21 protein-coding genes and 2 pseudogenes are annotated in these 23,035 nt (G+C 70.4%); 22 read left to right on the top strand and 1 reads right to left on the bottom strand.

Annotated features, from left to right (window positions below):
• The first annotated feature begins 476 nt into the window (after nt 1-476).
• Nucleotides 477-1,667: pseudogene (locus ACWD4G_RS24090) on the top strand (IS110 family transposase).
• Between the two features lie 8 nt (nt 1,668-1,675).
• On the opposite strand, the gene ACWD4G_RS24095 reads toward ACWD4G_RS24090, so the two are convergent.
• On the bottom strand, nt 1,676-2,431 hold the full coding sequence (locus ACWD4G_RS24095) for a DNA-methyltransferase (RefSeq protein ID WP_451296607.1): 756 nt from the start codon (nt 2,429-2,431) through the stop codon (nt 1,676-1,678).
• A gap of 516 nt (nt 2,432-2,947) precedes the next feature.
• Between ACWD4G_RS24095 and ACWD4G_RS24100 the strand changes: the two genes are divergently transcribed.
• From ACWD4G_RS24100 to ACWD4G_RS24200, 21 genes and pseudogenes are all read left to right on the top strand, one after another.
• Nucleotides 2,948-4,066: a C40 family peptidase gene (locus ACWD4G_RS24100; RefSeq protein ID WP_451296609.1), complete on the top strand. Its 1,119-nt coding sequence runs from the start codon at nt 2,948-2,950 to the stop codon at nt 4,064-4,066.
• Between the two features lie 102 nt (nt 4,067-4,168).
• A complete protein-coding gene (locus ACWD4G_RS24105) occupies nt 4,169-4,480 on the top strand; it encodes a DUF6112 family protein (RefSeq protein WP_451296611.1) in 312 nt (103 codons plus the stop codon).
• A complete protein-coding gene (locus ACWD4G_RS24110; RefSeq protein WP_451296613.1) occupies nt 4,480-5,172 on the top strand; it encodes a hypothetical protein in 693 nt (230 codons plus the stop codon). The genes ACWD4G_RS24105 and ACWD4G_RS24110 overlap by 1 nt, the downstream gene beginning before the upstream one ends.
• 18 nt (nt 5,173-5,190) lie before the next feature.
• Nucleotides 5,191-6,552, top strand: coding sequence for an SCO6881 family protein (locus tag ACWD4G_RS24115; protein WP_451296615.1), 1,362 nt, complete (start codon nt 5,191-5,193; stop codon nt 6,550-6,552).
• A gap of 85 nt (nt 6,553-6,637) precedes the next feature.
• The gene (locus ACWD4G_RS24120) at nt 6,638-8,110 is read left to right on the top strand and encodes an SCO6880 family protein (protein WP_451296617.1); all 1,473 of its coding nucleotides are present in this window, start codon (nt 6,638-6,640) and stop codon (nt 8,108-8,110) included.
• Between the two features lie 224 nt (nt 8,111-8,334).
• On the top strand, nt 8,335-8,799 hold the full coding sequence (locus tag ACWD4G_RS24125) for a DUF6238 family protein (protein ID WP_451296618.1): 465 nt from the start codon (nt 8,335-8,337) through the stop codon (nt 8,797-8,799).
• 22 nt (nt 8,800-8,821) lie between these two features.
• Complete coding sequence (locus tag ACWD4G_RS24130) at nt 8,822-9,364, top strand: hypothetical protein (protein ID WP_451296620.1); 543 nt, start codon at nt 8,822-8,824, stop codon at nt 9,362-9,364.
• 45 nt (nt 9,365-9,409) lie between these two features.
• Nucleotides 9,410-10,924, top strand: a complete 1,515-nt coding sequence (locus ACWD4G_RS24135; RefSeq protein ID WP_451296622.1) for a VirB4 family type IV secretion system protein — start codon at nt 9,410-9,412, stop codon at nt 10,922-10,924.
• A 63-nt stretch (nt 10,925-10,987) separates the two neighbouring features.
• Nucleotides 10,988-11,494 (top strand): hypothetical protein, encoded by a 507-nt coding sequence (locus tag ACWD4G_RS24140; RefSeq protein WP_451296624.1) that lies wholly within the window; start codon nt 10,988-10,990, stop codon nt 11,492-11,494.
• Nucleotides 11,495-11,522: 28 nt separating this feature from the next.
• Nucleotides 11,523-12,092, top strand: coding sequence for a hypothetical protein (locus ACWD4G_RS24145; protein WP_451296626.1), 570 nt, complete (start codon nt 11,523-11,525; stop codon nt 12,090-12,092).
• A gap of 278 nt (nt 12,093-12,370) precedes the next feature.
• On the top strand, nt 12,371-13,543 hold the full coding sequence (locus tag ACWD4G_RS24150) for a hypothetical protein (RefSeq protein WP_451296628.1): 1,173 nt from the start codon (nt 12,371-12,373) through the stop codon (nt 13,541-13,543).
• Nucleotides 13,544-13,755: 212 nt separating this feature from the next.
• Nucleotides 13,756-14,535 (top strand): hypothetical protein, encoded by a 780-nt coding sequence (locus ACWD4G_RS24155; RefSeq protein WP_451296630.1) that lies wholly within the window; start codon nt 13,756-13,758, stop codon nt 14,533-14,535.
• A complete protein-coding gene (locus tag ACWD4G_RS24160) occupies nt 14,519-15,487 on the top strand; it encodes a hypothetical protein (RefSeq protein ID WP_451296632.1) in 969 nt (322 codons plus the stop codon). Before ACWD4G_RS24155 ends, ACWD4G_RS24160 begins: the two co-directional genes overlap by 17 nt.
• Nucleotides 15,484-16,275 carry a hypothetical protein gene (locus ACWD4G_RS24165; protein WP_451296634.1) on the top strand — a complete coding sequence of 264 codons (792 nt, stop codon included), beginning with the start codon at nt 15,484-15,486 and terminating at the stop codon, nt 16,273-16,275. The genes ACWD4G_RS24160 and ACWD4G_RS24165 overlap by 4 nt, the downstream gene beginning before the upstream one ends.
• Before the next feature lie 52 nt (nt 16,276-16,327).
• Nucleotides 16,328-16,837, top strand: a complete 510-nt coding sequence (locus tag ACWD4G_RS24170; protein WP_451296636.1) for a hypothetical protein — start codon at nt 16,328-16,330, stop codon at nt 16,835-16,837.
• A 491-nt stretch (nt 16,838-17,328) separates the two neighbouring features.
• The gene (locus tag ACWD4G_RS24175; RefSeq protein ID WP_451296674.1) at nt 17,329-17,781 is read left to right on the top strand and encodes a hypothetical protein; all 453 of its coding nucleotides are present in this window, start codon (nt 17,329-17,331) and stop codon (nt 17,779-17,781) included.
• Nucleotides 17,778-18,968, top strand: coding sequence for a hypothetical protein (locus tag ACWD4G_RS24180; protein ID WP_451296638.1), 1,191 nt, complete (start codon nt 17,778-17,780; stop codon nt 18,966-18,968). Before ACWD4G_RS24175 ends, ACWD4G_RS24180 begins: the two co-directional genes overlap by 4 nt.
• 6 nt (nt 18,969-18,974) lie before the next feature.
• A complete protein-coding gene (locus tag ACWD4G_RS24185) occupies nt 18,975-20,243 on the top strand; it encodes an MFS transporter (protein ID WP_451296640.1) in 1,269 nt (422 codons plus the stop codon).
• Nucleotides 20,244-20,532: 289 nt separating this feature from the next.
• The gene (locus tag ACWD4G_RS24190) at nt 20,533-20,754 is read left to right on the top strand and encodes a hypothetical protein (protein ID WP_016572176.1); all 222 of its coding nucleotides are present in this window, start codon (nt 20,533-20,535) and stop codon (nt 20,752-20,754) included.
• A 194-nt stretch (nt 20,755-20,948) separates the two neighbouring features.
• Complete coding sequence (locus ACWD4G_RS24195) at nt 20,949-22,091, top strand: AAA family ATPase (RefSeq protein ID WP_451296676.1); 1,143 nt, start codon at nt 20,949-20,951, stop codon at nt 22,089-22,091.
• A pseudogene (locus tag ACWD4G_RS24200) lies at nt 22,088-23,035 on the top strand (hypothetical protein); the annotation flags it as partial. The gene ACWD4G_RS24195 and the pseudogene ACWD4G_RS24200, both read left to right, overlap by 4 nt.

Consider the following 23,035-nt stretch of genomic DNA (forward strand, 5'->3'; position numbering starts at 1 on the left):
GCTTCCGGACCCTTGCCTCGATTCCTTCGAGGTGGGAATCCGGAATCCTTATCGGCTCCAACTCCCCATCACCGTGGGGTTCTACGGATTCAGGCATGAAAAAGACGGGCCTCCTTGAAGCCGGGGAAGAAATGGGGAGGGGCGACCGACGTTGTGATGGCCGCCTGGGAGCACCCCCAGCGACCGGCCGCTGGAAGGGCCCCAACAGCAGTCCAGGGGAACGGCCTTGATGACTCAGGCGGTCCTACGTTGTGGGTGGGTTGGACGGGCCGTCGTAAGGTCCGGAGATCCAGAGACGCCGGGTATGGCTTTCAGGCGGTTGCACACGATGGTTCATCTGACCTGGCCGCCCGGCGTCTCACGACGACTCGGCCGCTGATTAGGAGCTGCGGGCCCCCTGGGGTGCATCGCTGAGTAGGACCGCGCTGGCGAGGTCGTCCGGACGAACATCGCAGGTCGAACGACCGGAGGAACAGGTGGCCCGGATCTGGGCGGGGACGGACATCGGCAAGACGCACCATCACACCGTGGTGCTCGACGCCGAGGGCAAGCGGCTGTTGTCCTGACGAGTGCTGAACGATGAGCCGGAGTTGATGGCCCTGCTCGCCGACGTGCTGGCGATCGATGAGGACGTGGTGTGGGCGGTCGACGTCGCTGACGGCATGGCCGCTCTGTGGATCAACATCCTGCTCAATCACGGTCAGCAGCTCGTCTACATACCCGGCCTCGCGGTCAACCGCGCGTCGGCCGGCTACCGGGGCACCGGGAAGACGGACGCCAAGGACGCCACCGTCATCGCCGACCAGGCACGAATGCGCCGGGACCTGACCGCGCTGGGGCCGGACGACGAGCACGCCATCGAACTGCGCGTGCTCACCGGCCGCCGGGCCGACATCAACGCCGACCGCACTCGCAGGATCAACCGCCTGCGCGGCCAGCTGACCAGCATCTTCCCCGCCCTGGAACGGGTACTCGATCTGGGCAACGTGGGACCGCTGGTCTTGCTGACCGGCTTTCAGACCCCTGTCGCTCTGCGGCGCACCGGCCGCAAGCGGCTGGAGACCTGGCTGAGGAACCGCAAGGTCCGCGGACCCGAAGCCCTTGCCGAGGCCGCCCTCGAAGCGGCCGACCGACAGCACACCGCTCTGCCAGGAGAGAAGATCACCGCGCAGGTGATCCACACCCTGGCGAAGGAGGTGATGGGCCTCAACGAGCAGCTCGCCGAGATCGACAAGCTCATTGCGGCCCGGTTTCGCGAACACGACCTCGCCGAAGTGATCGAGAGCATGCCCGGCATCGGCCCGCTGATGGGTGCCGAGTTCCTCGCCGCCACCGCCGGCGACATGAACCGATATGGCTCTGTGGACCGACTCGCCAGCCTCTCCGGTGTCGCCCCGGTACCCAGGGACTCGGGCAGCGTCAGCGGCAACCTGCACCGCCCCCGCCGCTATCACCGCGGCCTCCAGCGTGTCTTCTACACCTCCGCGCTGATCAGCATCCGCAACTGCCATGCGTCCCGCCGCTTCTACGAACGCAAGCGCGCCGAAGGCAAGCGACACGTCCAGGCGGTCCTCGCCCTGGCCCGTCGACGAGTGAACGTGCTGTGGGCTCTGATCCGTGACGGACGGTGCTACCAAAGCGAACTCCCAGTCACAACGGCGGCTTGACAACATCATTAGGAGGTCAGGACGACGTCATCCTGGGTGAGGGTCTGACGGACAGTCTCCGTGAGCCGGTCATTCGCGATGGAGGCGTAGTGCTTGGTCTTCTCCACGCCGATGAAGTCGCGGCCTTCCAGCAGCGCGGCGACGCCCGTGGAACCGGAGCCGGCACAGAAGTCGAGCACGGTACCGCCCGGCGGGGAGATCTTGACCAGCTCGCGCATCACCTCGACGGGCTTCTGCGTGATGTGCTGGCGCTTGGCGCCCGAGGGCTGTGAGGCGCTGTAGAGGCCCGGCAGATAGACGGCGTTACGGGAGGCGTCGATCGGCCCGTTGGACGCCCAGACGATGAACTCGCAGTTCTGTGTGAACCGGCCCTTCTGGGGCCTGGCCTGCGGCTTGTGCCAGGCCAGCACCCCGCGCCACAGCCAGCCGGCCGCCTGGATCGCGTCCGTGGTGATGGGCAGCTGGCGCCAGTCGGTGAACAGCAGCGCCGTCCCGCCGGTCTTCGTCAGCCGCTGGGCCTCGGTCATGATCTGCGTGAGCCAGAAGCCGTAGGAGCGCTGGTCCATGTTCTCGCCGGTGAAGTCGGCCAGGCCGTGACCGGCGTCGGCGGAGGTGTACTTCTGCTTCGCGCTGCGGGAGGTGCGCTCCTTCGCGGTCCGGCCGCCGGAGTTGTACGGCGGGTCGGTGATGACCGAGTCGACGCAGTCATCCGGCAGGGTGGCGAGAACGCTCAGCGCGTCGCCCTGGTGCAGGGAAAAAGGCAAAGAGGTACCCCGATTCGGGTGGGAGAGTGCGGGAGAACCCCCGTCGCACAAGCGGAACCCCGCGGGCAGGAATCGGGCATGCAGAAGCCCAAGGCCGCAGACCAGGGAAAGGCGAGGGGAGTCCAAAAACTGTAGGTGCATAACGCCGGTCGACCAAAAAGCGGGCCGCGAGGGGTCGGAATCCGACCCCTCGCGCCAACTTTTTGGTCGACCGGCGATCCGGGCCTACAGTTTTTGAACCGCCCGGCGCACACCGCCGCTGGCTCATTCCTCTCCACGCCTCGCGGAGGTCCCCCCTGCCCCGGCATACCTAGCTCACGGCCCGGCCCATCCGGCGAGCGGCAACTCGCCTATACCGGACCGCCCTCATCGCCCACCACTGGCCGCCGCGTCCCCTTCCACCACGCTCCCCGCGTTGCGCGGCACGCCGGACACCGCTCCATCGAAGGACACGTCCATGACGCCTCGTTACCCGCCCCCGTCCGAAAGCCCCGACGCGCGAGGGGGCCGCACCGGTTGAAGGCGCTCGCCGCCGGCATCGGCGTCGTCTTCCTCTCCCCGTTTCTCCTCGGCGGCGCGGCCATGATGATGGTCTCCTCCAGCGAAGCCGCCCAGACCAACAGCGCGTTCCAGTGCCTGCCCGACATGGACACCGACGCCGTCACCGATCAGGTCACCAAGATCCTCGACGGTGCCTCCGGCAAGGATGTCCACGTCGAGGGCCTCACCCTGCCTGACGAGCAGATCCCCAACGCCCAGACCATTGTCGCCACCGGCATCGGCCTCGGCATACCCGAGAAGGGCCAGATCATCGCGCTCGCCACAGCCATGCAGGAATCCCGGCTGCGCAACCTGACGTACGGGGATCGCGACAGCCTGGGCTTGTTCCAGCAGCGGCCGTCGCAGGGCTGGGGCACGGCAGAGCAGATCCGCGACCCCGTTTACGCGAGCGAGCGTTTCTACAAGGCGCTGCTTGAGGTGAGGGGCTGGCAGCAGATGACCGTCACACAGGCGGCCCAGGCCGTGCAGAAGTCCGGTTACCCGGACGCGTACGCGCAGTGGGAGCCGCTCGCCACGACGCTGCAGAAGGCCATCGCCGTAACCTTCCCCACCGCCGACAAGGACGACACCAGTAAGGACACCGAGGCCACGCCTTCCGCGTCCGGCTGCGGCACGACGGATGACGGTTCGTCCTTCGGGCCGATCCCCGAAGGCGCCGTGCCCGAAGGCTACGAGATTCCCAAGGGGACCGACCCGCGGGCCCGGAAGGCGATCGTCTGGGCGATGCAGCAGCTCGGCACGATGTACCAGTGGGGCGGTTCCTGCACCAACCCGCATGGTGAAGACCCCATGGGCCGCTGCGACTGCAGCTCGCTGATGCAGCAGGCGTACGCGCACGCCGGTATCACCCTCACCCGCACGACCTACACCCAGGTCAATGAGGGCAAGGCAGTCTCAACGAAGGCCCTGAAGCCCGGTGACCTGATCTTCAGCCGCGGCACGGCCACCCGTCCCGAGCACGTCGGCATGTATCTCGGCGAGGGCCTCGTCATTGAGGCCCCGCGCACGTCCAAGCCCGTCCGGATCACCGCGATCAAGGACTGGACCGTCCTGGCGGTGCGCCGCGTCCTGTGACGCCGGCCCCTCCCGCGCCTCGCCCTCACCCCCTTATTTCTCGTTCTTCCCGTCTGCCGGGCCCCCTTTGGGCCTGCGCATGCAAGGAGCCCCGCCATCCTCATGACTTCCCTCGCCGACCGCTTCATCGAGCTCGCCTACGACCCGGGCATCTCCCCCAAGGGGGGCGGCCTGCCGGGCCTGTCCGTGCTGAAGAACGTCGTCAACAGCATCAACCTCTTCGGCATCGTGGCTGTCGTCGGCGCATTCGCCGTCTCCCTCGGCGTCTGGGCATGGGGCCACCACACCGGTGGCCACCAGGCCGAGGCGAACGGGAAGAAGGGAGCGGTCGTCGCGGCCGGCGCCGCGCTCGGCCTCGGCGCCGCCAACGGCATCGTCGCGTTCTTCTCCGCCCTCGGCTCCCAGGTCAACTGATGCGGAAACCATCCATCTCCCTGTCGCGTTACGGCGTCGGCTGGTCGGCCAACCGTCGCATCACTCTGATCGCGCTCGCTCTGGCCTGCCTGCTCGCCGCCGCCGCCGCCGGGGCAACCGCCTACCTCTCCGGCCGTGGCGAACAGCACCGCTCATCGTCCAGCCCTGCTGCACCCTCGTCACCCACTCCGGAGCCCCCGGGCAGCACGTCACATCCGGCAGCCGGTACGGGGTCGGTGCCCCGGCCGCCGCAGGTCTCGGATCCGCTCGCGTTCGCCAAGGCTGCCGCCGCGATGCTCTGGTCCTACGACACCCGCGACACCAGCCACTCCCAGCAGTTCGCCGGCATAGAGGCGTGGATGACGAAGGAGAGCCAGTACAGCGACTGGGCCTCGGTCTCCGCGCAGATGCCCACCCCGGCGCTGTGGGCGCAGATGGCCGATCAGCAGCAGCGCGCCACCGCCACCATCGCCGAAGGGCATTACCCGGCCGCGTTCAAACAGGCCCTTGCCGATGATCCGTCGGCGATCACCGAGGCGTACATCTACGCCGTGACCGTCACCGGCAAGCAGACGATTCGCTGGGCCAAGGGCGGCCAGGGGGCGGAAGACCGCTCCATCACCCTCGCCGTGCAGTGCCGGCCCTCGGCCGACTGCTTGCTCGTCGCTATCGCCTCGCGCGTCGCGCCCTGACCGAAAGGAGAGTCCCTCATGGGGTTTTGCGACCTCCCCCTCGCGGACACGGTCTGCGCGGTCGGCGAAGCCGTGGATTTCGCCTCCGACCCCGGCAAGGCGATCGGCGACTGGATGGCCAAGAGTGCCGGCGAACTCGCCGCCACCTCGGCCGACCTCGCCGCCAAAGCGGTCGACACCACCACCCGCGTCGACCTCAACGCCGCCTGGTTCCGCGACAACTACGAGACGATCCTCCCCATCGGACTGATCGTCCTCGTGGCCACGTTCTGTGCCCAGCTCGTGCGCGCCGCGATCCGCCGCGACGGCCAAGCCCTCACCCAGGCGTTCACCGGCACCGCGTCCGGCGTGATCTTCGCCTTCGCCGCCGTCGCCCTGACGACCGTCGCGATCGAAGTGGTCGACGCCTTGTCCGCCGGCCTGTTCAAAGCCGCGAACCTGGACATCGCCTCCGCGGTCCGCCGCATCATCAAGGTCGCCGCGCTCCCGGGCCTGTCGGCGATGGGCTGGCTCGTCGCCGTCTTCGCCGCCCTCGGAGCCGCACTCGGTGCCGTCCTGTACTGGTGCGTGATGATGGTGCGCAAGGTGGGCATCCTGGTGATGGTCACCCTGGCGGTCTTCGCCGGGGCCGGCGGCGGCTGGGACGCCGCACGCCGCTGGCGCAAGGGCTGGATCGAAGCCACCGCCACCCTCGTCGTCTCGAAACTGTTGATGACGATCATCTTCGTCCTCGGAATCGCCGCGATGGGCAAGACCGAATCGAAGGACGGCCTGGCCGCGCTCGCCGACGTCCTCGCCGGCATCGTCATCATGATCCTCGTGTTGCTCTGCCCGTACGCGACCTTCAAGTTCGTCCACTGGGCAGCCGAAGGATCCGACTCAGAGTCCCTGCACCGCGCCGGCGGCGCCGGTGCCCAGCTGGCGAAACAGCACGCCGAGCAAGCCGGGAAGAAGGCAGCCGCGATGGCCGCCACCGCCGCGACCGGCGGCGCCGCAGCAGGCGCCGGTGCGGCCCCGCAGGGCCCAGACGCCCTTGCGGAAGGCGGCTTCCCCGGCGACATCGCTTCCAGCCCGAGCGGTGGTGACGCAGGCCAGGAGGGTTCTCAGAGCAGCGGGACCGGTGCCCCGCCGGGCGGCGACGTCAAGTCCGTTCTGGAGAAGGCCGTACAGCCCCCGCCGACCAGTGTCTCCGACGACACCAGCGGTCAGGTGGGCGGCAGCCCGGCAGCAGGCGGCTCCTCGGCCGGTCCGTCCGGCGGATGGCAGTCCGCGCCGCCGACCACGACCCCGCCGCCACAAGGCACACCGCCGTCCTCCGGCTCACCAACCGCCGGGACCAGCAGCACGGCATCCGCTCCGCCGTCGCCGACCGGCCTCTGACCATCTGCCCCACCCCTCGGGGCGGGAGGTGCCCCTCGCCTCCCGCCCCCGGGGACCCGCCCGCGCCTCCTGGACCAGCCCCCCTTTGTCTGATCTTTCCGTCGCGCCGGTCACGGTGAAGTTCCCGCACCGGTCCCGCCGCGGCATCCTCCTCGGCCTGTCCCTTCCCCAACTCCTCCTGGTCAGCAGCGCCTTGGCGCTGGGGCTGATCACCGTGGTGTCGACCGGGCTCCTCGGCGCCCTCGCGCTGACCCCCGTGTGGGCCGCAGTCGCCACGCTGGTCGCGATCCGCCGCCACGGCCGCTCGCTGATCGACTGGGCGCCGATCGTCCTGCGCTACACCCTGCGCCGCCGCAGAGGCCAGACGCTGTGGCTCGCCCGGCCCGTCTCCCGCCCCCGCCAGGACGGCATCCTGCACCTGCCCGGCACCGCCGCCTCACTACGCGTGGTCACCCCCGGCGACTCCGCCAACGGCGCCGCCGCCGTGCACGACCCGCACCACCAGACCCTGACCGCCGTCGCCCGCGTCTCCTCCCGCGCCTTCGCCCTGCTCGATGCCACCACCCAGAACCACAACGTCAACGGCTGGGGCCGAGCCCTCGCGGGCATCGCCCGGACCGGGCACGTCGCCTGCGTGCAGGTCCTGGAACGCACCGTGCCCGACTCCGGCGACACCCTCGCCCGCCACTGGACCCAGCAAGGACGCCCCGAAACCCCGGTCGCAGGCCAGGTCTACTCCGAGCTGGTCGCCTCCGCCGGCCCTGCCGCCGCCCCCCACGAGGCGTACCTGGCGATCTCTCTGGACCTCAAGGCCGCAAAGCGCCTCATCAGCCAGGCTGGCGGCGGGCTGCCCGGAGCGTTCACGGTCATGGAGCAGACCACCTCGGCCATCGCGCAGGCCGCCCGCAGCGCCGGACTGATGGTCACCGGCTGGCTGACGGCCCGCGAGATCGCCGCCGTCATCCGCACCTCCTACGACCCCAAGGCCCTCTCCGGCCTGCAGCAATGGTCCACATCCGGCCGCGCCGAGGCCGACCCGGCCGCCGCCGGCCCTGTCGTCCAGGTCGAGGAGTACGACCGCCTCGCCACCGACACCGCCCGGCACGCCACCTACTGGGTCGAGAACTGGCCCCGCACCGAAACCCACGCCGGGTTCCTGCACGGGCTGATGTTCACCGCCGGCGTCCGGCGCACCCTCTCCCTTGTATACGTGCCTCAGCAGCTGGAGTCCGCGCTGCGCGATGTCCAGCGCAAGAAGGCCGCGATCATCGCCGATGCCAACGAGAGAGCCCGCCGCGGACAGGTCGACTCCGAGGCCGACTCCGTCGAGTACGCCGACGTCAAACAGCGTGAACGCCAGCTGATCGCCGGACACGCCGACGTCGCCCTGACCGGCCTGCTCACCGTTTCCGCCGAGACCGACGCTCTCCTGGACGCGGCCTGCGCGCAGATCGAGACCGCGGCCGTCACCGCCCAAGTCGACCTGCGCCGCCTGAACTTCCAGCAGCCGGACGCCTTCACCCTCGGCGCACTGCCCCTGGCCCGCACCGCTCTCTGACCCTTCACCCCACCGCTGCACCGTCTCAAGCGCCTCTGCTCGATGCGGTCCGTGACCCGCTCGCACTCCTGCTGGCCAGGCCCCCGGCGGAGCGAGCGCTGTACCACGCGGCACTCCACGGGCCTCCTGCCCCGCCGCCGTGAGCATCACGCGCGGCCCGCTGACGCCAGCCGACACCTTCCGTCCGTGCAGCCCCTGCCATCCGGCAGGAAGGACCCCTGTCTTTGACCTCTACTTCCCCCGCCAACGAGGCGCACCCCTACCTTCGCGCCGCGTCCGCCGGACTGCGCCACCACCACCGCGCACTCGCCCGAACCGGCCCCGCTCCTGTGGCAGATCGCGTCCACCTCGATCTGATCCACGCCCACCTCGCCGCGCTGCTTCAACTGCTCAACCAGCTCGCCGAGACAACCCGCCCACCCCATCCGGCAGCAGGACGACACCTCGCCACCGCCCACCTGCGGCTGTGGCAGGCCACCGCCGCGGCCCACAACGCCTTCCACCTCCTGCCACCCGCGCACGAGGAGTACCCGGAAACGGGGTGCCACCCCGAGCGGCTGCCGGAAGGACCACCGGTGCTGACCATCTGCCAGCGCCACCTCGCCGCCGGACACACCCTCCGCCGCACCACCACCCCCACCGACCTCAGCACCCCGCTGCACGGCCACACCACGACCTACAGCCAGTAACCACCCCGAGAAAGGCCACTGCATGCGCACGCTGAAGCGCTCCATCTCCACCGCGGTCATCATCGCTGCGCTCACCGGCACCGCCGCCCTCGCGACCGCAGGCCCGGCCGCCGCCACCGACTACAGGTGCACCACCAGCACCAAGTCGATCGACGACCCCTCCTACTCGGGCCCGTGGGCCGACAACTGGGACGTCACCGTCCGCTTGTGCGCGAAGCGCTCCGGCTCCACCGTCTACACGTACGCCAAGATCAGCTGGGACGGGCCGGTGTACGCCTATGCCGATGACAGCACCATCTTCGACGGCGCGTACTTCACGCTCCAGGTCAAGAAGTCGCAGGCGGGCACCGACCCGGTGAAGAAGTCGAAGCGGTACTACGGCATCGAGTCCCGGCTGGAGAACAGCGGCTCCGACGCGAACTACAACAACAGCTACACCACGCCCGTCCTCAGCCACACGATCGGCTCCAGCCGCGCACTGGCCGACGGCGAACTGCACCTGGACTGGAACAACGACGGCAGGGGCCACTGGAAGCACCAGTTCACCGCCTCACCGACGGTCTGATCCTCTCTCGCACCGTGATCTCCGCCGTCTGAAAGCCGCCCTGTCATGACCCTCCGGCCCGCGCGCCGCGCCCATCGCGCCAGCGCCAGCCCGCTGTTCACCCCGCACGGCACCGACCGCGCCAGCCGCAAGGCCGCCCGCCGGCAGGCCGCCGAAGCCGTAGCCAAGGCCCGCGCCGAAACCACCGCCCTGCCAGCCGGGACCACCGGTGGCGAGCAGGAGATGCCGCGGCCCACCTATCCACCTGCGGGACGCCCCGGCCCTGCCTCGGCGCGCGGGAACAAGCTCAAGCTGGCCGCCCACCGTATGACCACGGCCACCGCCTCCGGCGCGTACCCCTTCCTCGCCGAGGGCGGGCTCGGTGCCGAGGGCATCTACATCGGCCGCGACGTCCATGCCGAGGCGAGCTTCACCTTCGATCCGTTCGTGCTGTACGGCAGGGTCGAGGGCTTCACCAACCCCAACGTGCTGCTCGCGGGGGTCATCGGTCAGGGCAAGTCCGCCCTGGCCAAGAGCTTCGCCCTGCGCTCGATCGCCTTCGGATACCGCGTGTACGTCCCGTGCGATCCCAAGGGCGAGTGGACGCCGGTTGCCGCCGCGCTCGGCGGCACCTCCATCGCCCTCGGCCCCGGCCTGCCGGGCAAGCTGAACCCGCTGGACGCAGCCCCCCGCCCCAACAGCGTCACGGAAGCCGACTGGGCCGGGGAGATCCGCAAGCGCCGTCTGCTGCTGCTCGGCTCCCTGGCCCGCACGGTCCTGGGACGCGACCTGATGCCGATGGAGCACACCGCCCTCGACGTCGCGCTGGACGCCGTCGTCACCCGGGCCGCCATTGGCGGGCGTACCCCGCTGCTCGGCGACATCGCCGCCACCCTCAACAACCCCGACCAGCTCGACACGGCCGGCGGCGTGATGTCCGGCCGCCTGGGCGAGGCCGCCCGCGACCTCGCCCACGCCATGCGCCGCCTCGTGCACGGCGACCTGGCCGGCATGTTCGACGCTCCCTCCACCGTCGCCTTCGACCCCAACGCGCCGATGCTCACCATCGACCTGTCCCACCTGGGCGGCTCCGGCGACGACACCGCACTCGTCCTCGCCATGACCTGCGCGTCCGCCTGGATGGAGTCCGCGCTCTCCGACCCCCACGGCGGCCGACGCTGGATCGTCTACGACGAAGCCTGGCGCCTGATGCGCCACCCCGGCCTCCTCCAGCGCATGCAGTCCCAGTGGAAGCTCTCGCGGGGTCTGGGCATCGCCAACCTCATGGTCATCCACCGACTGTCCGACCTACTCACCGCCGGAGACGTCGGCTCCCAAGGACGGGCCCTTGCCGAAGGTCTCCTCGCCGACTGCTCCACCCGCATCATCTACCGACAGGAGACCGACCAACTCCACGCCGCGACAGCACTGTTGGGCCTGACCTCGGTGGAGACCGACGCGATCTCCCACCTCAACCGGGGCCGAGGCTTGTGGAAAGTGGCCGGCCGCAGCTTCATCGTGCAGCACCTCCTGCACCCCCACGAACGGGCACTCTTCGATACCGACGCCCGCATGCACTGAAAACATGACATTTTCCGCAAATTAGCCGATCCCGACCGGCTCGGGGATACACGCAGGACAGGAATGTACGACACCTCCACCTACCCCCATGACATCCGCAGAACCAACCCCGACTACCTCCGGGCAGCGGCGCGGAGCCTCAAAAGGGTCGCGGACCAACTCCCCCAGTCCGTCACCGCAGGACAGGGCGAGGCCATCAGCAACGCGATCGATGCGGCCCTCACCCATATCACCTGGGAATTGAACTGCGTCGCCGATGACCTGGTCACCAGTTTCAACGGCAAGGGCAGCGACCGCGACCTGCACGCGACAGCCATTCGCCAGTGCGCAGCGCCCCTGGGACTCGCCCACCATTACCTGGCCAAGGCCATGGACCACATCAGCTCCCACCACCAGTTCTTTGCGGCCCCCACGGATGCGCAGGTCGACGCCCCGAAAGAACTGCTCCTGTTCTTGCAGCAGGACATCGATCACGCTCGCGCCGCGATCTACGCCACCGCAAACCAGTTCAAGATCAACGCTTCGCTGCTAGGCAGCCGCCCCATCACGAGCACGCCCACGCCGAACTGACGGCAATACGGACAAAAGCAAGAGGCTCATGAATTCCGATGCCCAGCGCCAACTGATACCTCGCGACGCCACCCTCCATCTGATCGGGGCACTGGACGGCATGAAAGCCGAATTCCTCGACGCCTTCGAGCAGTGGCAGTTGCTGGACGAGACCGGTCATGTGCCAGCCACACCGTCCTGCGCCGATCTGCTCCAGCATGCCGCCGACGCGCAGGACCTCTCCCGCAACGTCGTCCGTATGACTGCCGAATTCGCCCGGACCGCCCACAGCACCAACCGCGCCGGCAGCGCCGTACTCGCCCACCTCGCGACGGCGGCCACCACGTCGAGCCACGCAGCCCCGTACTTCGCCGAGGCAGCGCAGACCGCTCTTTCCCTGTCCCGGTCCTCCAGCCCGACCGACCGGTACTACCGGGGAAACCGCATGGTCATCGACCACGCCACGGCTCGCGCCTATATGCGGCGCACGTCGGAATCGCTCGGCGACGCGGTCCAGGAACTCAACGACCACCTCGACTTCCACCGCTTCTTCCGCGCGCCTTCCCTTCGGGAGAGCCCTGCGCCCCCGCCGGGAAGGCCGAGCGCACGCCACCGGTAGCCCGCGCCAAACCATCGACGCCGGCATCACCCTCCCAAGGAGTCCCCTGAACCGCCCCACTCACTTCAGCGACGCCGACTGGGCCGAGTACCAGCAGTGCCAGGCCGACCACGACGACCTCATGGCCCAGGTCGCCGAACGCGAAGCCCAGATGGAACACGGCCTGATCAACGCCTACGACGAGTACGAATTCGACGTCACCCCTCTTGCGGAGCCACAACCAAGCCCCACTCGCCGGACCCCGCCGCTGCGCCACACACCCCCGCGCGGGAGAAGCCGTGCCCGCTGAGGACAACAACCCCCTAACCACCCCCCACGGCGACGCCCGCCACACATCCCTCGACGCCCCTGTGCTCGCGCCGCTCCCCGACCACCACAACGTGGACACCGCCTGGTGGCAGGAGCTGTGGCGCCGCCACGCCCACATCACCACGCCCCTGCGGCAGCGCGGGCTGGCATGCGACATCGAGTTCGGCCTCAGCACGTACCTGGTGCACGTATCACTCCCTGACGACAGCTACCTGATCGTTTCTCCGCCTCAGGAGCCACCGTCCAGCCGTCCGCCGGGAGACCCGGAGGGGTGGACCGTTACCCGCCAACACCGCGACGACCACGAGCTGTACGAGCTGATCTACGACTCGATCCCCTCGGCCGACCCCGGTGCCCCCACGCGGCCCGAAGCCCGCCACGGCGGCAGCGCCTCGCACCTGATCGAGGCCATTGACCAGCGGCTCGCCCAACTCGGCCTGCTCCACGTTCCCCTCGCGTCTACCGGAAGCCCGTTCATGCCCACAGCCTCGCAGCCTCACGCACCAGAGCCCCTGGACTTCTTCGACGTCGTCCAGGACGGCACGCTGCACTTCACCCTGCGCGCCCGGGATCTCGATGACGCCCACGCGCGGGTCGCCGCCCTCGAATCCGCCGAGGCGACTGCCGAAGTCGCCCTGGGCGACGGCATCCGTTTGACCCACATCACGTACGGCACGGTGCACGACTCCGGCATCACCGCGAGCGGGAACGCAGCGACTCAGACAGCGGGGCCGTCCGCCGGCCCTGTCACCAGCAGGGAGTGCACCACCACGTACGTCTACGGCGACGCGCTCCTCGCGCTCACCGACTGGCTCAACGCAACCGAGTCGCCTGCGGACGCCGCCGCCCTGCTGCACCAGGTCCTGGACCCCACCAGCGGCCTGCTGGAGCGGCTCGGCGAGTTCTTCGAAGCAGCCGGGGAAAAAGCCAAGCAAACCGAGCAGGACGACGGATTCGACCTCCACTACGACCTTGAGGACGCCGCAGCCGCCCTGCGCAGTCTCGGTGAGGACCTGCACACCGCTGTCGACCGCATGCGTGCCCTGGCCCCCGCGCGCCACAGCACCAGCGCTGCTCTCCCTCCGAGCCAAAGCCCCAGGCTCCCGGCGGCAAAGCCCCCCAGGCCGGGTCGCACCCGGTGAACGAGGCGCCCCCGATGATCACTGTGCGCGCCCTCATCTGTCCCAAAGACCTGGAACGTGCCGCCGCCGTTACGGGGCGGTGAGGTCCACGAGCCGCACGCCCGACTTCATGGCCTCCCGTATAGCCGGGGCCCGGTTGACGGCCCGCGCCGCAGGGGAGGTGCACGCTGCGCTACCTCGGCACTCCCTCGGGGCCTGAGATACGGGCCGCGATGAGCGCCGGACGCCTCGGCTGCATGACCACCCCGGCGCAAGGCAGCCGCATCCCCGACGGCGCGCTGTATGCCTGTGACAACTCCAAGTTCGGCAGCGACGGCAAGGGCCGCTACTGGCCCGGCGCCGAGGCGTGGTTCGTCTGGCTGGAGCGGACGGTCGAGCGGTACGGGCCGGACCGCTGTCTGTGGGCGCTCGCCCCGGACCAGCCGTTCGACGCCGCCGGCACCCTCACCGAGTCCCTGCCGTGGCTGGCCCGCATCCGCGATCTGGGCATCCCCGCGGCGTACGCGGCGCAGGACGGCTGCGATGCCCCCGGGCTGCTGCCCTGGGACGACTTCGACGTCCTGTTCCTGGCCGGATCGACCCAGTGGAAACTCGGCCCCGTCGCCGAACAGCTGGCCCGCGAGGCGAAGGCCCGCGGCAAAGGCGTGCACATGGGCCGCGTCAACTCCCGGATCAGGCTGGGGATAGCCGAGTGGTTCGGCTGCGACAGCGCCGACGGCACCTACCTCGCGTTCGGGCCCGACAAGAACCTGCCCAAACTCCTCAACTGGCTCGACGAACTCGACGGCCATCCCTCCCTCATCGGCGGCACCCAACCCTTCGCCGCCCCCGACGCTCCGTCGACGGCTCCGCCCCCGCGAGCAGACCTCCGACGACGTGTACGACCAGGTCACATGGCTGCCATGAGATCGAAGAAACACCCGCCCACGGCGACAAGCGATGTAGCCCCCGCCCTCCCGACACCACGAGGTCCCCGTGCCAGAACCCGCTGAACAGCCGACGCCGCACCGGTCGCAGCAGCACCTCGAACTGCGCAGTGCCTCCCAGCCCCTCGAACTGCTCGACCACACCGGCCACGTCCCGGACGATGGCGGGTCACCGGCCGGAGCTTCATCGTCCGACATCAGCTCCACTCGCACGAGCCTGGCGTTGTTCGACACTGACGGACCTGCAGACAAGCCCATGCCCGCCATTAGCCTCGGCGATCACGACCAGATCGGTGTCATCGCCCTCACCAGCAACGACGCCCCCGCAGCAGCCCACACCCTCCTTACCGACCACGGCTTCTGGCGCCCACGAGGCGTCTTCGGCTCCATCCTGATCCACGACAGGTACGACCACGACGTTCCGGCCCGGCTCACACGGTTCCTCGCCGATGCCGACCGGCAAGGCATCGGCGTGGAATACCACCTGCCCCGCATCTTCGCGGACGCTGGTTCTCCCGCTGCGGGCAAGCGCGTCGGGGAACTGTGGCGCGACAACCAGCAACGGGAGTACCGGCGTTCACAGCGTGAGGCCGTCCGCATCGCCACCTCCGGCAGCGATCTGGAGTCCCTCGCCCATGGCCTGTGTCACCGGCTGCCCGGCGAATGGGTTTCCTACATCACCGACTTCGCCGATCCGGACAGCCAGCTCGACTTCTTCGACGACCTGTGGGACAACGCGTCTTTGGCCAGTGCCTGGATGCAATTCCGCGTTTCCCGCGCCGCGATTCTCACCGGCCCCAGCCGCCTTGAGCTCGTCGTGATCGACCGCCCGCTGCACCGCGGGCAGGTCCTCGTCGGCGCGCTATCCCTGCACGGCATCACCCACGACTACTTCGGCGACGACAACGCCCCGCACGCGATCGCAGTCCCCGCCGAGGCCGTCCGCGCCGCGCACACGATCTCCCGGCGGCTCCTGCCCCGCTACCACCAGGCTGCCCGACGCCTCAGGAACTCATGACCGCATCCCGAACCCACCTGTCCGCCTTCGCCGCCGCGCTCGCCGAACGCCTGCCCGGCACCTGGCGCAGCGAAGACCAGACGTATCCCAGCTTCGAGGACCAACAGCCAGCCGCCGACCGGCTCTGGGACTGCGGCCCCGCCCGCTCGGCGCTGCTGGACTACGACCTCGAACACAGTGCGGTACTGAACGGCCCCGACAACACGCAGCTCTCCGTCACCGCCCGGCCACACAACCCGCATCAGTTCCTGGTGGCGGCGCTGAAGCCGCAGGGCGTCAAGCGGCACAACTTCAGCGTGGTGGCCGACCCGATGGGCATCAGCATCCCCGACAATCCGGTCCGCGCCGCCTCCGCCATCGCACGCCGGCTGCTGCCGCGCTATCTCCACGCCCTCGATGCCGTACGCCGCGACGCCCGTGCCCGGCCGGAGCCTCCGCACCGCACCGCCGCGCCGGAGGTCGCCCAGAGCGTCACGCTGGTCTGGTATCCCGACGGCGTGGTGGGCGCACCGTACGACTCGGTGCCCAAGGAAGCCCGCATGGTGCTGTTCACCTGCCACTTCTCCTACAGCATGGACCAGTACGCGTTCGTGCTGCCCGCCTCCTACACCGACGTCCGGCGGGCCCTGCTGATCCAGACCGCAGTGCGGCTGCTCACCGCCCAGGGCATCGGCGTCAACTTCCGCCACGCCACACCGAAGGTCCCCTCACCGCCGACCCTCTCGCTCACGATCGGGCCCGGCGGACTGCCGGCACCCGCGAAGCCGCCGCCCTCAGCGCGACGGTAGGCCCCTCCATTCCCGCATCCCGGAGTTGTCGCTGTCCGATCCTGACCAGCGGATGCTGCTGCACCACGTGGCCGACCGGCTCAACACCGTGGCCGACCACCTCCCGCTCCCCGACCAGATCCAACCGGACCCGGCCCTGAGCGAGATCCTGGACGACGAAGTCCGCCACCTGGCCAGCCTGCTGACCTACCTCGTCGGCGAGACCGCCTTCCGCCACCGGGCCGCCGCCCGCTACCCCACCCGCGTCACGGCCACTCACCGCCGCACCACGCTCGCGCTCGCCCGAGCGGCCGAGCCCACCAGTGCCGCGCTCGGCGCCCTCGGCGCCGTCGTCCACCACCTCGGCCTCCACGCCGACCTCACCCACCAAGCGCCTGGTCCCGCCCCCACCCGGGCGATCGCCTCCGCGCACCAAGATCTCGTGGACCGGCTCGGTGAGAGCCGCACCTGCCTCGCCCGCGCCGCGAAGCAACTGCGTGCCGCCGCCGATACACGGGCGACACCGGCCGTGACCACACCATCCCCGCCGACGGCATCCACCACCGCATCCCGTACCCGCTAACCCGCTATTTCCCGGAGCCGTCCTGCGGATCATGACGGCCGAGAAGTACGTCACGGCACGCGCACGCCTGCGCCAGACCGCCGCCGTCCTGCGCGCGGCCTCCACCCCGGCACCGTCTGGGCCGTCCACACCGCGCACGACCGGCCCACGGACCCAGCCAGCTGCCGCCGCCCAGCCACGGCAGCCGAACCGCCACTCAACGACACCAGCAGACCCCGGGATGCCCCCGGACCCTCTTGCCGAGATCCGGCTCGCCTACAGCCGCGCCGCCGCCCTGGCCGCCATCGCCCACGGCGAGCAGTACCAGTGGGCCGACACCGCCTTGGACCAGGCCGGACTCACCAAGCGGGACGGCGGAAGCGACAGCATGCCCGGCCCCGACGTTCGCCCAGCCCTCCCCCGGCGGACCCGCCCCCTTGAGACCAGCCCGGCGTACCACGGCCCATCCGCCGTCCCCTCTCCGCTGACCAGTAGAAAGAAGGCATCCTTCTCTGTCCGACCACTTCCGCTTCCGTGCCCATCCCGAACACGGTTTCGTCGCCACCGCCGCACCGAGCTTCACCCCTCACCTGGCCGAGTGGTTCCTCGTCCGCGAGCAGTTCGAGCCCGTCCCTTTTTCGCCGGGCCTGTACCGGCTCACCGAGCCGGAACGCGATGGGCTGCGCCGTACCCGCCAAGCCGTCCACGACCTGCGCAGCCTCGGCTACAGCGTGCAGGCCGACATTCGCCTCGACCCGTCCCTCTCCGCCGGCCCACCACGCCCGGTCCGGAAGAACGGGCTCCAGGAGCGCCGCAGCCGTCTCGCCCAAGCCGCAGCCGGCCGAACGACGCAGCGCGCCACACCGCCCACCACTTCCCCGCCCTCGGCCCGGCCGATCCCGCCGAAGCCCACCTACGCACCGACCGTCCACCTGACGGCCTCGGGCAGTGGACGGTCCCGATGACGCCTGCGAGCAATCCGACCCCGGACGGCTCCGTCCCGGTGACACCGGAACTCGCGGACGGTGCACGCAACTTCCGGCTGCGGATGGCGGTCATCGACCGCGAGAGCGAGGTCGCGCTCGACATGGCATGCGACCGCTACGGTCGCATCGTCCACGCAGGCGCCGCGGCAGCCGCACGAGCCCACCGCAACAGGGCGGCGGTGGAGGCGTACACCACACACCTCGCCCCGCACACCGACACTCTGCTCGACGCCGCCCGCCGTGCGCTCGACGCGCTGCCACCTGCCCGGCACCTGTCCGGGTGGCGGGCCGTGCTGGATGGCCTGGCCGCCTGCGCCGCCGAGATCCGCCGGGCCCTCGACCGGCCGGCCGCCCCCGGCTCCCGGGCCGAACGCGCTCAGCACTCGGCCCTGTGGCCGCACCTCGCCGCCTGGGCGGATCACAGCTTCATCGCCAGCGACCTCGCCGACCAGAACAAGCACCACCACCACAAGGCCCCGCTGACCGACGAAGAACAGCGGATGTGGACCGAGATGGCCCAGGCCGCGCAGAGGCGAGGCGAGTTGGAACTGACCGAGTCGTGGTACGCCGCCGACGGGCAGCCGATCACCCTCGCCCACCTCATCGAGAACGATGACTCGACGCTGGTCGCGCTGCGAGGAGACCCGGACGCACCGGGCTGGCAGGTGATCGGGCACTACGCCCACGAATACGAAGCAGGGAAGGTACTGCCTGCCCCGGTCCCTCCCGGTGTGCTGCGCGCGGACGTCTCCCGGTTCAACCGCCCAGTGCCGGTCCCGGAGGTGTCGCTGCAGGAACTCATCCGCGACGTCGTCGAAGGCCAGACCGCAGCAGACGCCTCCGAAGCTCTCCTCGGCGCCGTCCAGCGCGGCTACACCCCGGGCCCGATGGTCCGCCTCCAGGAACTCCTGGAAACAAGCAGCCAGTTCGCCAGCGCGCTGGAGACCGTGCAGGGCCGCCAGATCGCCGCCCGCCTCTCGGCGCTGGGCCGGCAGATCGAGTTCCTCACCCGCGAAGTCGAGGAGGCGGCCGAGGACCTCGGCGCGACCGTCGCCGTCCTGCCGCCGCACCGCACCCCCGTGCCGCGCGTCCGCCCGCGTCCGGCCGTGGACACCGCACCACCCACGCCGCCGCCCCGCGCCATCACGCCCGCCCGCCACCGCTAAGCACCGTTGTCCCTGACCGCATCCCCGGCCCCGGCCCCGCGCATCTCCTACGGCGCGGTGCTGGGCAGCCCGTACGTCGCCCGCCTCCTCTGCGGCACCCTCACCGGCCGGCTTCCCAACGGCATGGCGCCCGTCGCCATCCTTCTGTTGGCCACCACGAGCGGCAGCAGCATCGCCTTCGGCGGGCTGCTCAGCGCCCTGTACGGGCTGTCCTCCGCGCTGTCCCAGCCGGTCAAGGGACGCCTCATGGACCGCCACGGCCAGAGCGCGGTGCATCTTCCGGCAGCCCTGCTCAACTCGGCCCTCCTGGTGGCTCTGCCCCTGGCCGGACCGTATGGCGGACCGGGCCTCGCCACGGCCATCGTCGTCGTCGGCGGCCTGACCACGCCTCCCCTGGAGGCCGGACTCCGGACGCTGTGGCCGAGCGTGCTGCCAGACCCCCGGCTGCGGCACGCCGCGCTCGCGCTCGACACCGGCACGCAGGGCCTGCTGTACATCGTCGGCCCCCTGCTCTCCGCGGCGCTCGCCTCCGCGTACAACCCCGCCGTCGCGCTCGCCGTCACCGCAGCCCTCGGCCTGGCCGGCACCGCCGCTGTCGCCCTCGCTCCGCCGTCGCGACGCTGGCGACCCGAACCGTTCGTGGGGCAGGACGCGGCCCCGGCTCGGCAGTTGGCCACCCCTGCCGCGTTGCTGCTGTTCGTTTCCCTCACCGGCATCGGGTTCGCGATCGGAGCCATGAACGTGTGGTCCATCTCCATGGCCGAGCACCACCACCAGGACATGCTCTCGGGCATCATCCCCGCCGCGTTCTCCACCGGCGCCTTCCTCGGCGGCCTCATCTACGGAATCCGCACCTGGACCGGCACCACTACCAGGCGACTGATCATCGCCACAGCCGCGTTCCTGGCCGGGTGGCTCCCGCTCCTTGCCCTTCCGGCCCCGTATGCGGCCACGGCCGCGGTCACCGTGCCCGGTGCGTTCCTGACCATCGTGGTCGCCTGCGCCTACGTCACCACCGACGCCCTCACCCCCGCAGGCCGCACCAGCGAGGCGTACGCGTGGCTGATCCTCGCGATCGGCGCCGGGCAGTCCGCCGGCACCGCCCTCGCCGGACGCCTCGCCGAGCAGCCTCTCGCCAGCGCTGCGCTCCCCGCCGCCGGCGCGGCCTTCGCTCTCACCGTCCTTCTCGCCGCTCGCCGACGTCTCGGCCCCACCGGACACATGCAGTGCGGCCGGCACCGCCGCCCGCTCCGAGGCCGGCACAAGACGCCCTGATCCGGGCGCAACACCCCCACTTTCCAACCCTTTTGAGGAGATCCATTTATGGCCGTTGTTGGTACACCCGGCTATCAGAACGTGCGGAAAGGCGAGTCAGGTAGCTGCGGGGCGGTGAGGGCCCGCCCTGGAGCATGTCGGCAGTCATTGCCCATCGTTCGTGGTCCAGCCACGCACCGCTGATGTGCTGGAAGCTCCGGGCCCGCCTCGCCTTCGCCCACCACCCCACCGCCTTCCCGCCACCACCGATAGGAGTCCCGCCTTGCCCGAAGCACCAGCAGAGCCGTTCATGACGATCCGGCACACCATCACCGGCGAGATCACCACCACCGGCTACAACGCCGCCGCCCGGCGGATCCTGCTCCAGGCCGGCTTCGAAGAGACGCCAGGCTGCGCCTGCCGAGCGACGGAACCCGGTACGGAGCGGACGCACGGGCCTGCTCGGCAGCCGGCGAGCTGCTCGTCGCCGGCCATCCCGTGCACCTGGACCGAGCCCTCGGTCGGCCGGTGAGCGCCGACGGTACGCCCCGGCCTGCCCGGTCGCCGATGTCGGCACAGTCCGTGATCCGCTCCGAGAGCGGCCAGCCTCTCCAAGGCATCGCCAACCCCGCCCGCACCCGCATCTGTTGAAGGGGCCTCGTTTTGACCACACCCGGACCGCCTACCAGTCCAGCGCGCACCAAGGGCGGCGAACTACGGGCCAAGGTGGCCCGACTGCTGGCCGACCGGCCGGCGGACACGCTCACCATCGGGGACATGGCCCGGCAGCTGGGCCACTCCCACGGCGCCGTCCGCAACGCCGCCCTCACCCTGGTGCGACGCGGCGAGGCCGACCAAGGCGGAAGTGGACAACCGGAGTTCCGCGCGAACGCGAAAACCGCCGCAGCCGCGCAGACCGCTGTGATCAGCCCACCGGGCACCCACCCTCCCCGCGCCCAGCCGGCCACCGCCCGCACGACCACTCCCGCAGCAGCCCCGCCCAGGCAGACCGGCCCGATCCGCCGCGCGGGGGGCCAGCTATACCACCCCCGGGAGCTGGCCGATCTGCCCGACGTCGAGGCGTTGAATCGCTTGCGCGACGCCGACGTGCCGGTGCTGCTCTACGGCCCTCCGGGCACCGGCAAGACGAGTCTGGTCGAGGCGGCGTTCCCGGACCTGCTCACCGTCGCCGGTGACGGCGACACCACGGTCGGCGACTTGATCGGCGAGTACACGCAGGACGACGCGGGAGCCTACGTCTTCCAGTACGGTCCGCTGGTCACCGCGATGACCGAGGGCCGCGCCCTGCTGATCGACGATGCCACCTTGATCTCACCGAAGGTCCTGGCGGCGCTGTATCCCGCGATGGACGGGCGCAGGCAGATCCAGGTCAAGGCCCACAAGGGCGAGACCATTAAGGCCGAGCCGGGCTTCTACGTGGTGGCGGGCCACAATCCCGGCGTCCACGGGGCGGTGTTGACGGAGGCGCTCGCGAGCCGGTTCAGCGTGCAGATCCAGATCGGCACGGACTATGACCTCGCCCTGGCCTTGAGGATCGATGCCCGGGTGGTCCGGGTCGCCCGACACCTCGCCCACCAAGTCGAACTCGGCGAGCTGGGCTGGGCCCCCCAACTGCGGGAACTGCTCAGCTACCAGAAGACCGAGGCCGTCCTCGGCACCAAGGCCGCGCTCGCGAACCTGGTCGGCATCGCTCCTGTGGAGGATCGCGACGCCGTCGCCGCCGCCGTCATCAAGGCTGTCGGCGTCAAGAAGATCGCGCCCCTCACCCTCGGCAAGCAGCTCTCCACCTCGGCCGTCCGGCAGCCCCCGGGCGGCACCGGCTCCGCGCACCGGGGCCGCTCGCGATGAGCGCCCACCACCACGTCCAGTCCCCCGTCACCACGCCGGACGACGACGCCGACCTCGCGCGGTGGGACGACGACGGCGCCCCGCCCGCGCAGCCCCGTTCCTCCCCGCACTTGTGGCTGCGCGTGGGAGCCGAACTCGGCGACCGGCTGGTCGCCCTCTCCGGCCGCCAGGACCTCCTCGTCACCTGCCGCCCCGGCACGCGCAGCGGCGCACCGGCCGCGTTCTTCCCCACTCTGGGCGAGGTCGAGTTCGACGCCCGCCTGTTCGCCCCGCTGAAGCCCCACGAGATCCATCCGCGGATCGTGGGCGACGAGGAGCGGTATCCCGCCGCCTGGGGAGTGTTCGTCCACGAGGCCGCGCACGCGGCCCACTCCGTCTGGACGGCGCCTGCCGGAGCCAACCCCCGTGTCGTCGAGGCCGCGCTCCTGCTGGAGGAGAGCCGCGTCGAAGGCGCACACCTGATCACGCGGCCCACGGACCGCACCTACCTGCGCACCAGTGCCCGAACCCTGGTCATGCCCGACATCGCCCACCCCACCCTCCAGGGCATCGAGCACGCCGCCGCCGTGGCGGCCCTGGTCCTCGGCCGCCGTGACGTCGGCATCCTGGACGCCGGCGAGACCCGGGCCGTCGCCGATCTGTGCGAAAAGGTGCTGGGCGCCAACCTGCTGGCCACACTCACCCGCATCTGGAGGGCAGCCCACAGTTGCGCCGACCACGACGCCACGACCATGCTCGCGCACGCGCAAGAATGGTGCGACGCTCTGGACACCGCGGCCCCCGCCCTGCCCGTGCCGGATAACCTCACCGATCTGCTGTCCGGCGCCGTGGGGGTCGTCATGGACCACGCGGCAGCCACCGACGCCGCCGACCTCGCGGCACAGGCCGCAGCGACCAACGCCATGGCCGCGCAGTCCAAGGCGCAGGCTCAGGACCGCGCCCAG

This window comes from Streptomyces sp. NPDC002643, from assembly GCF_053592555.1.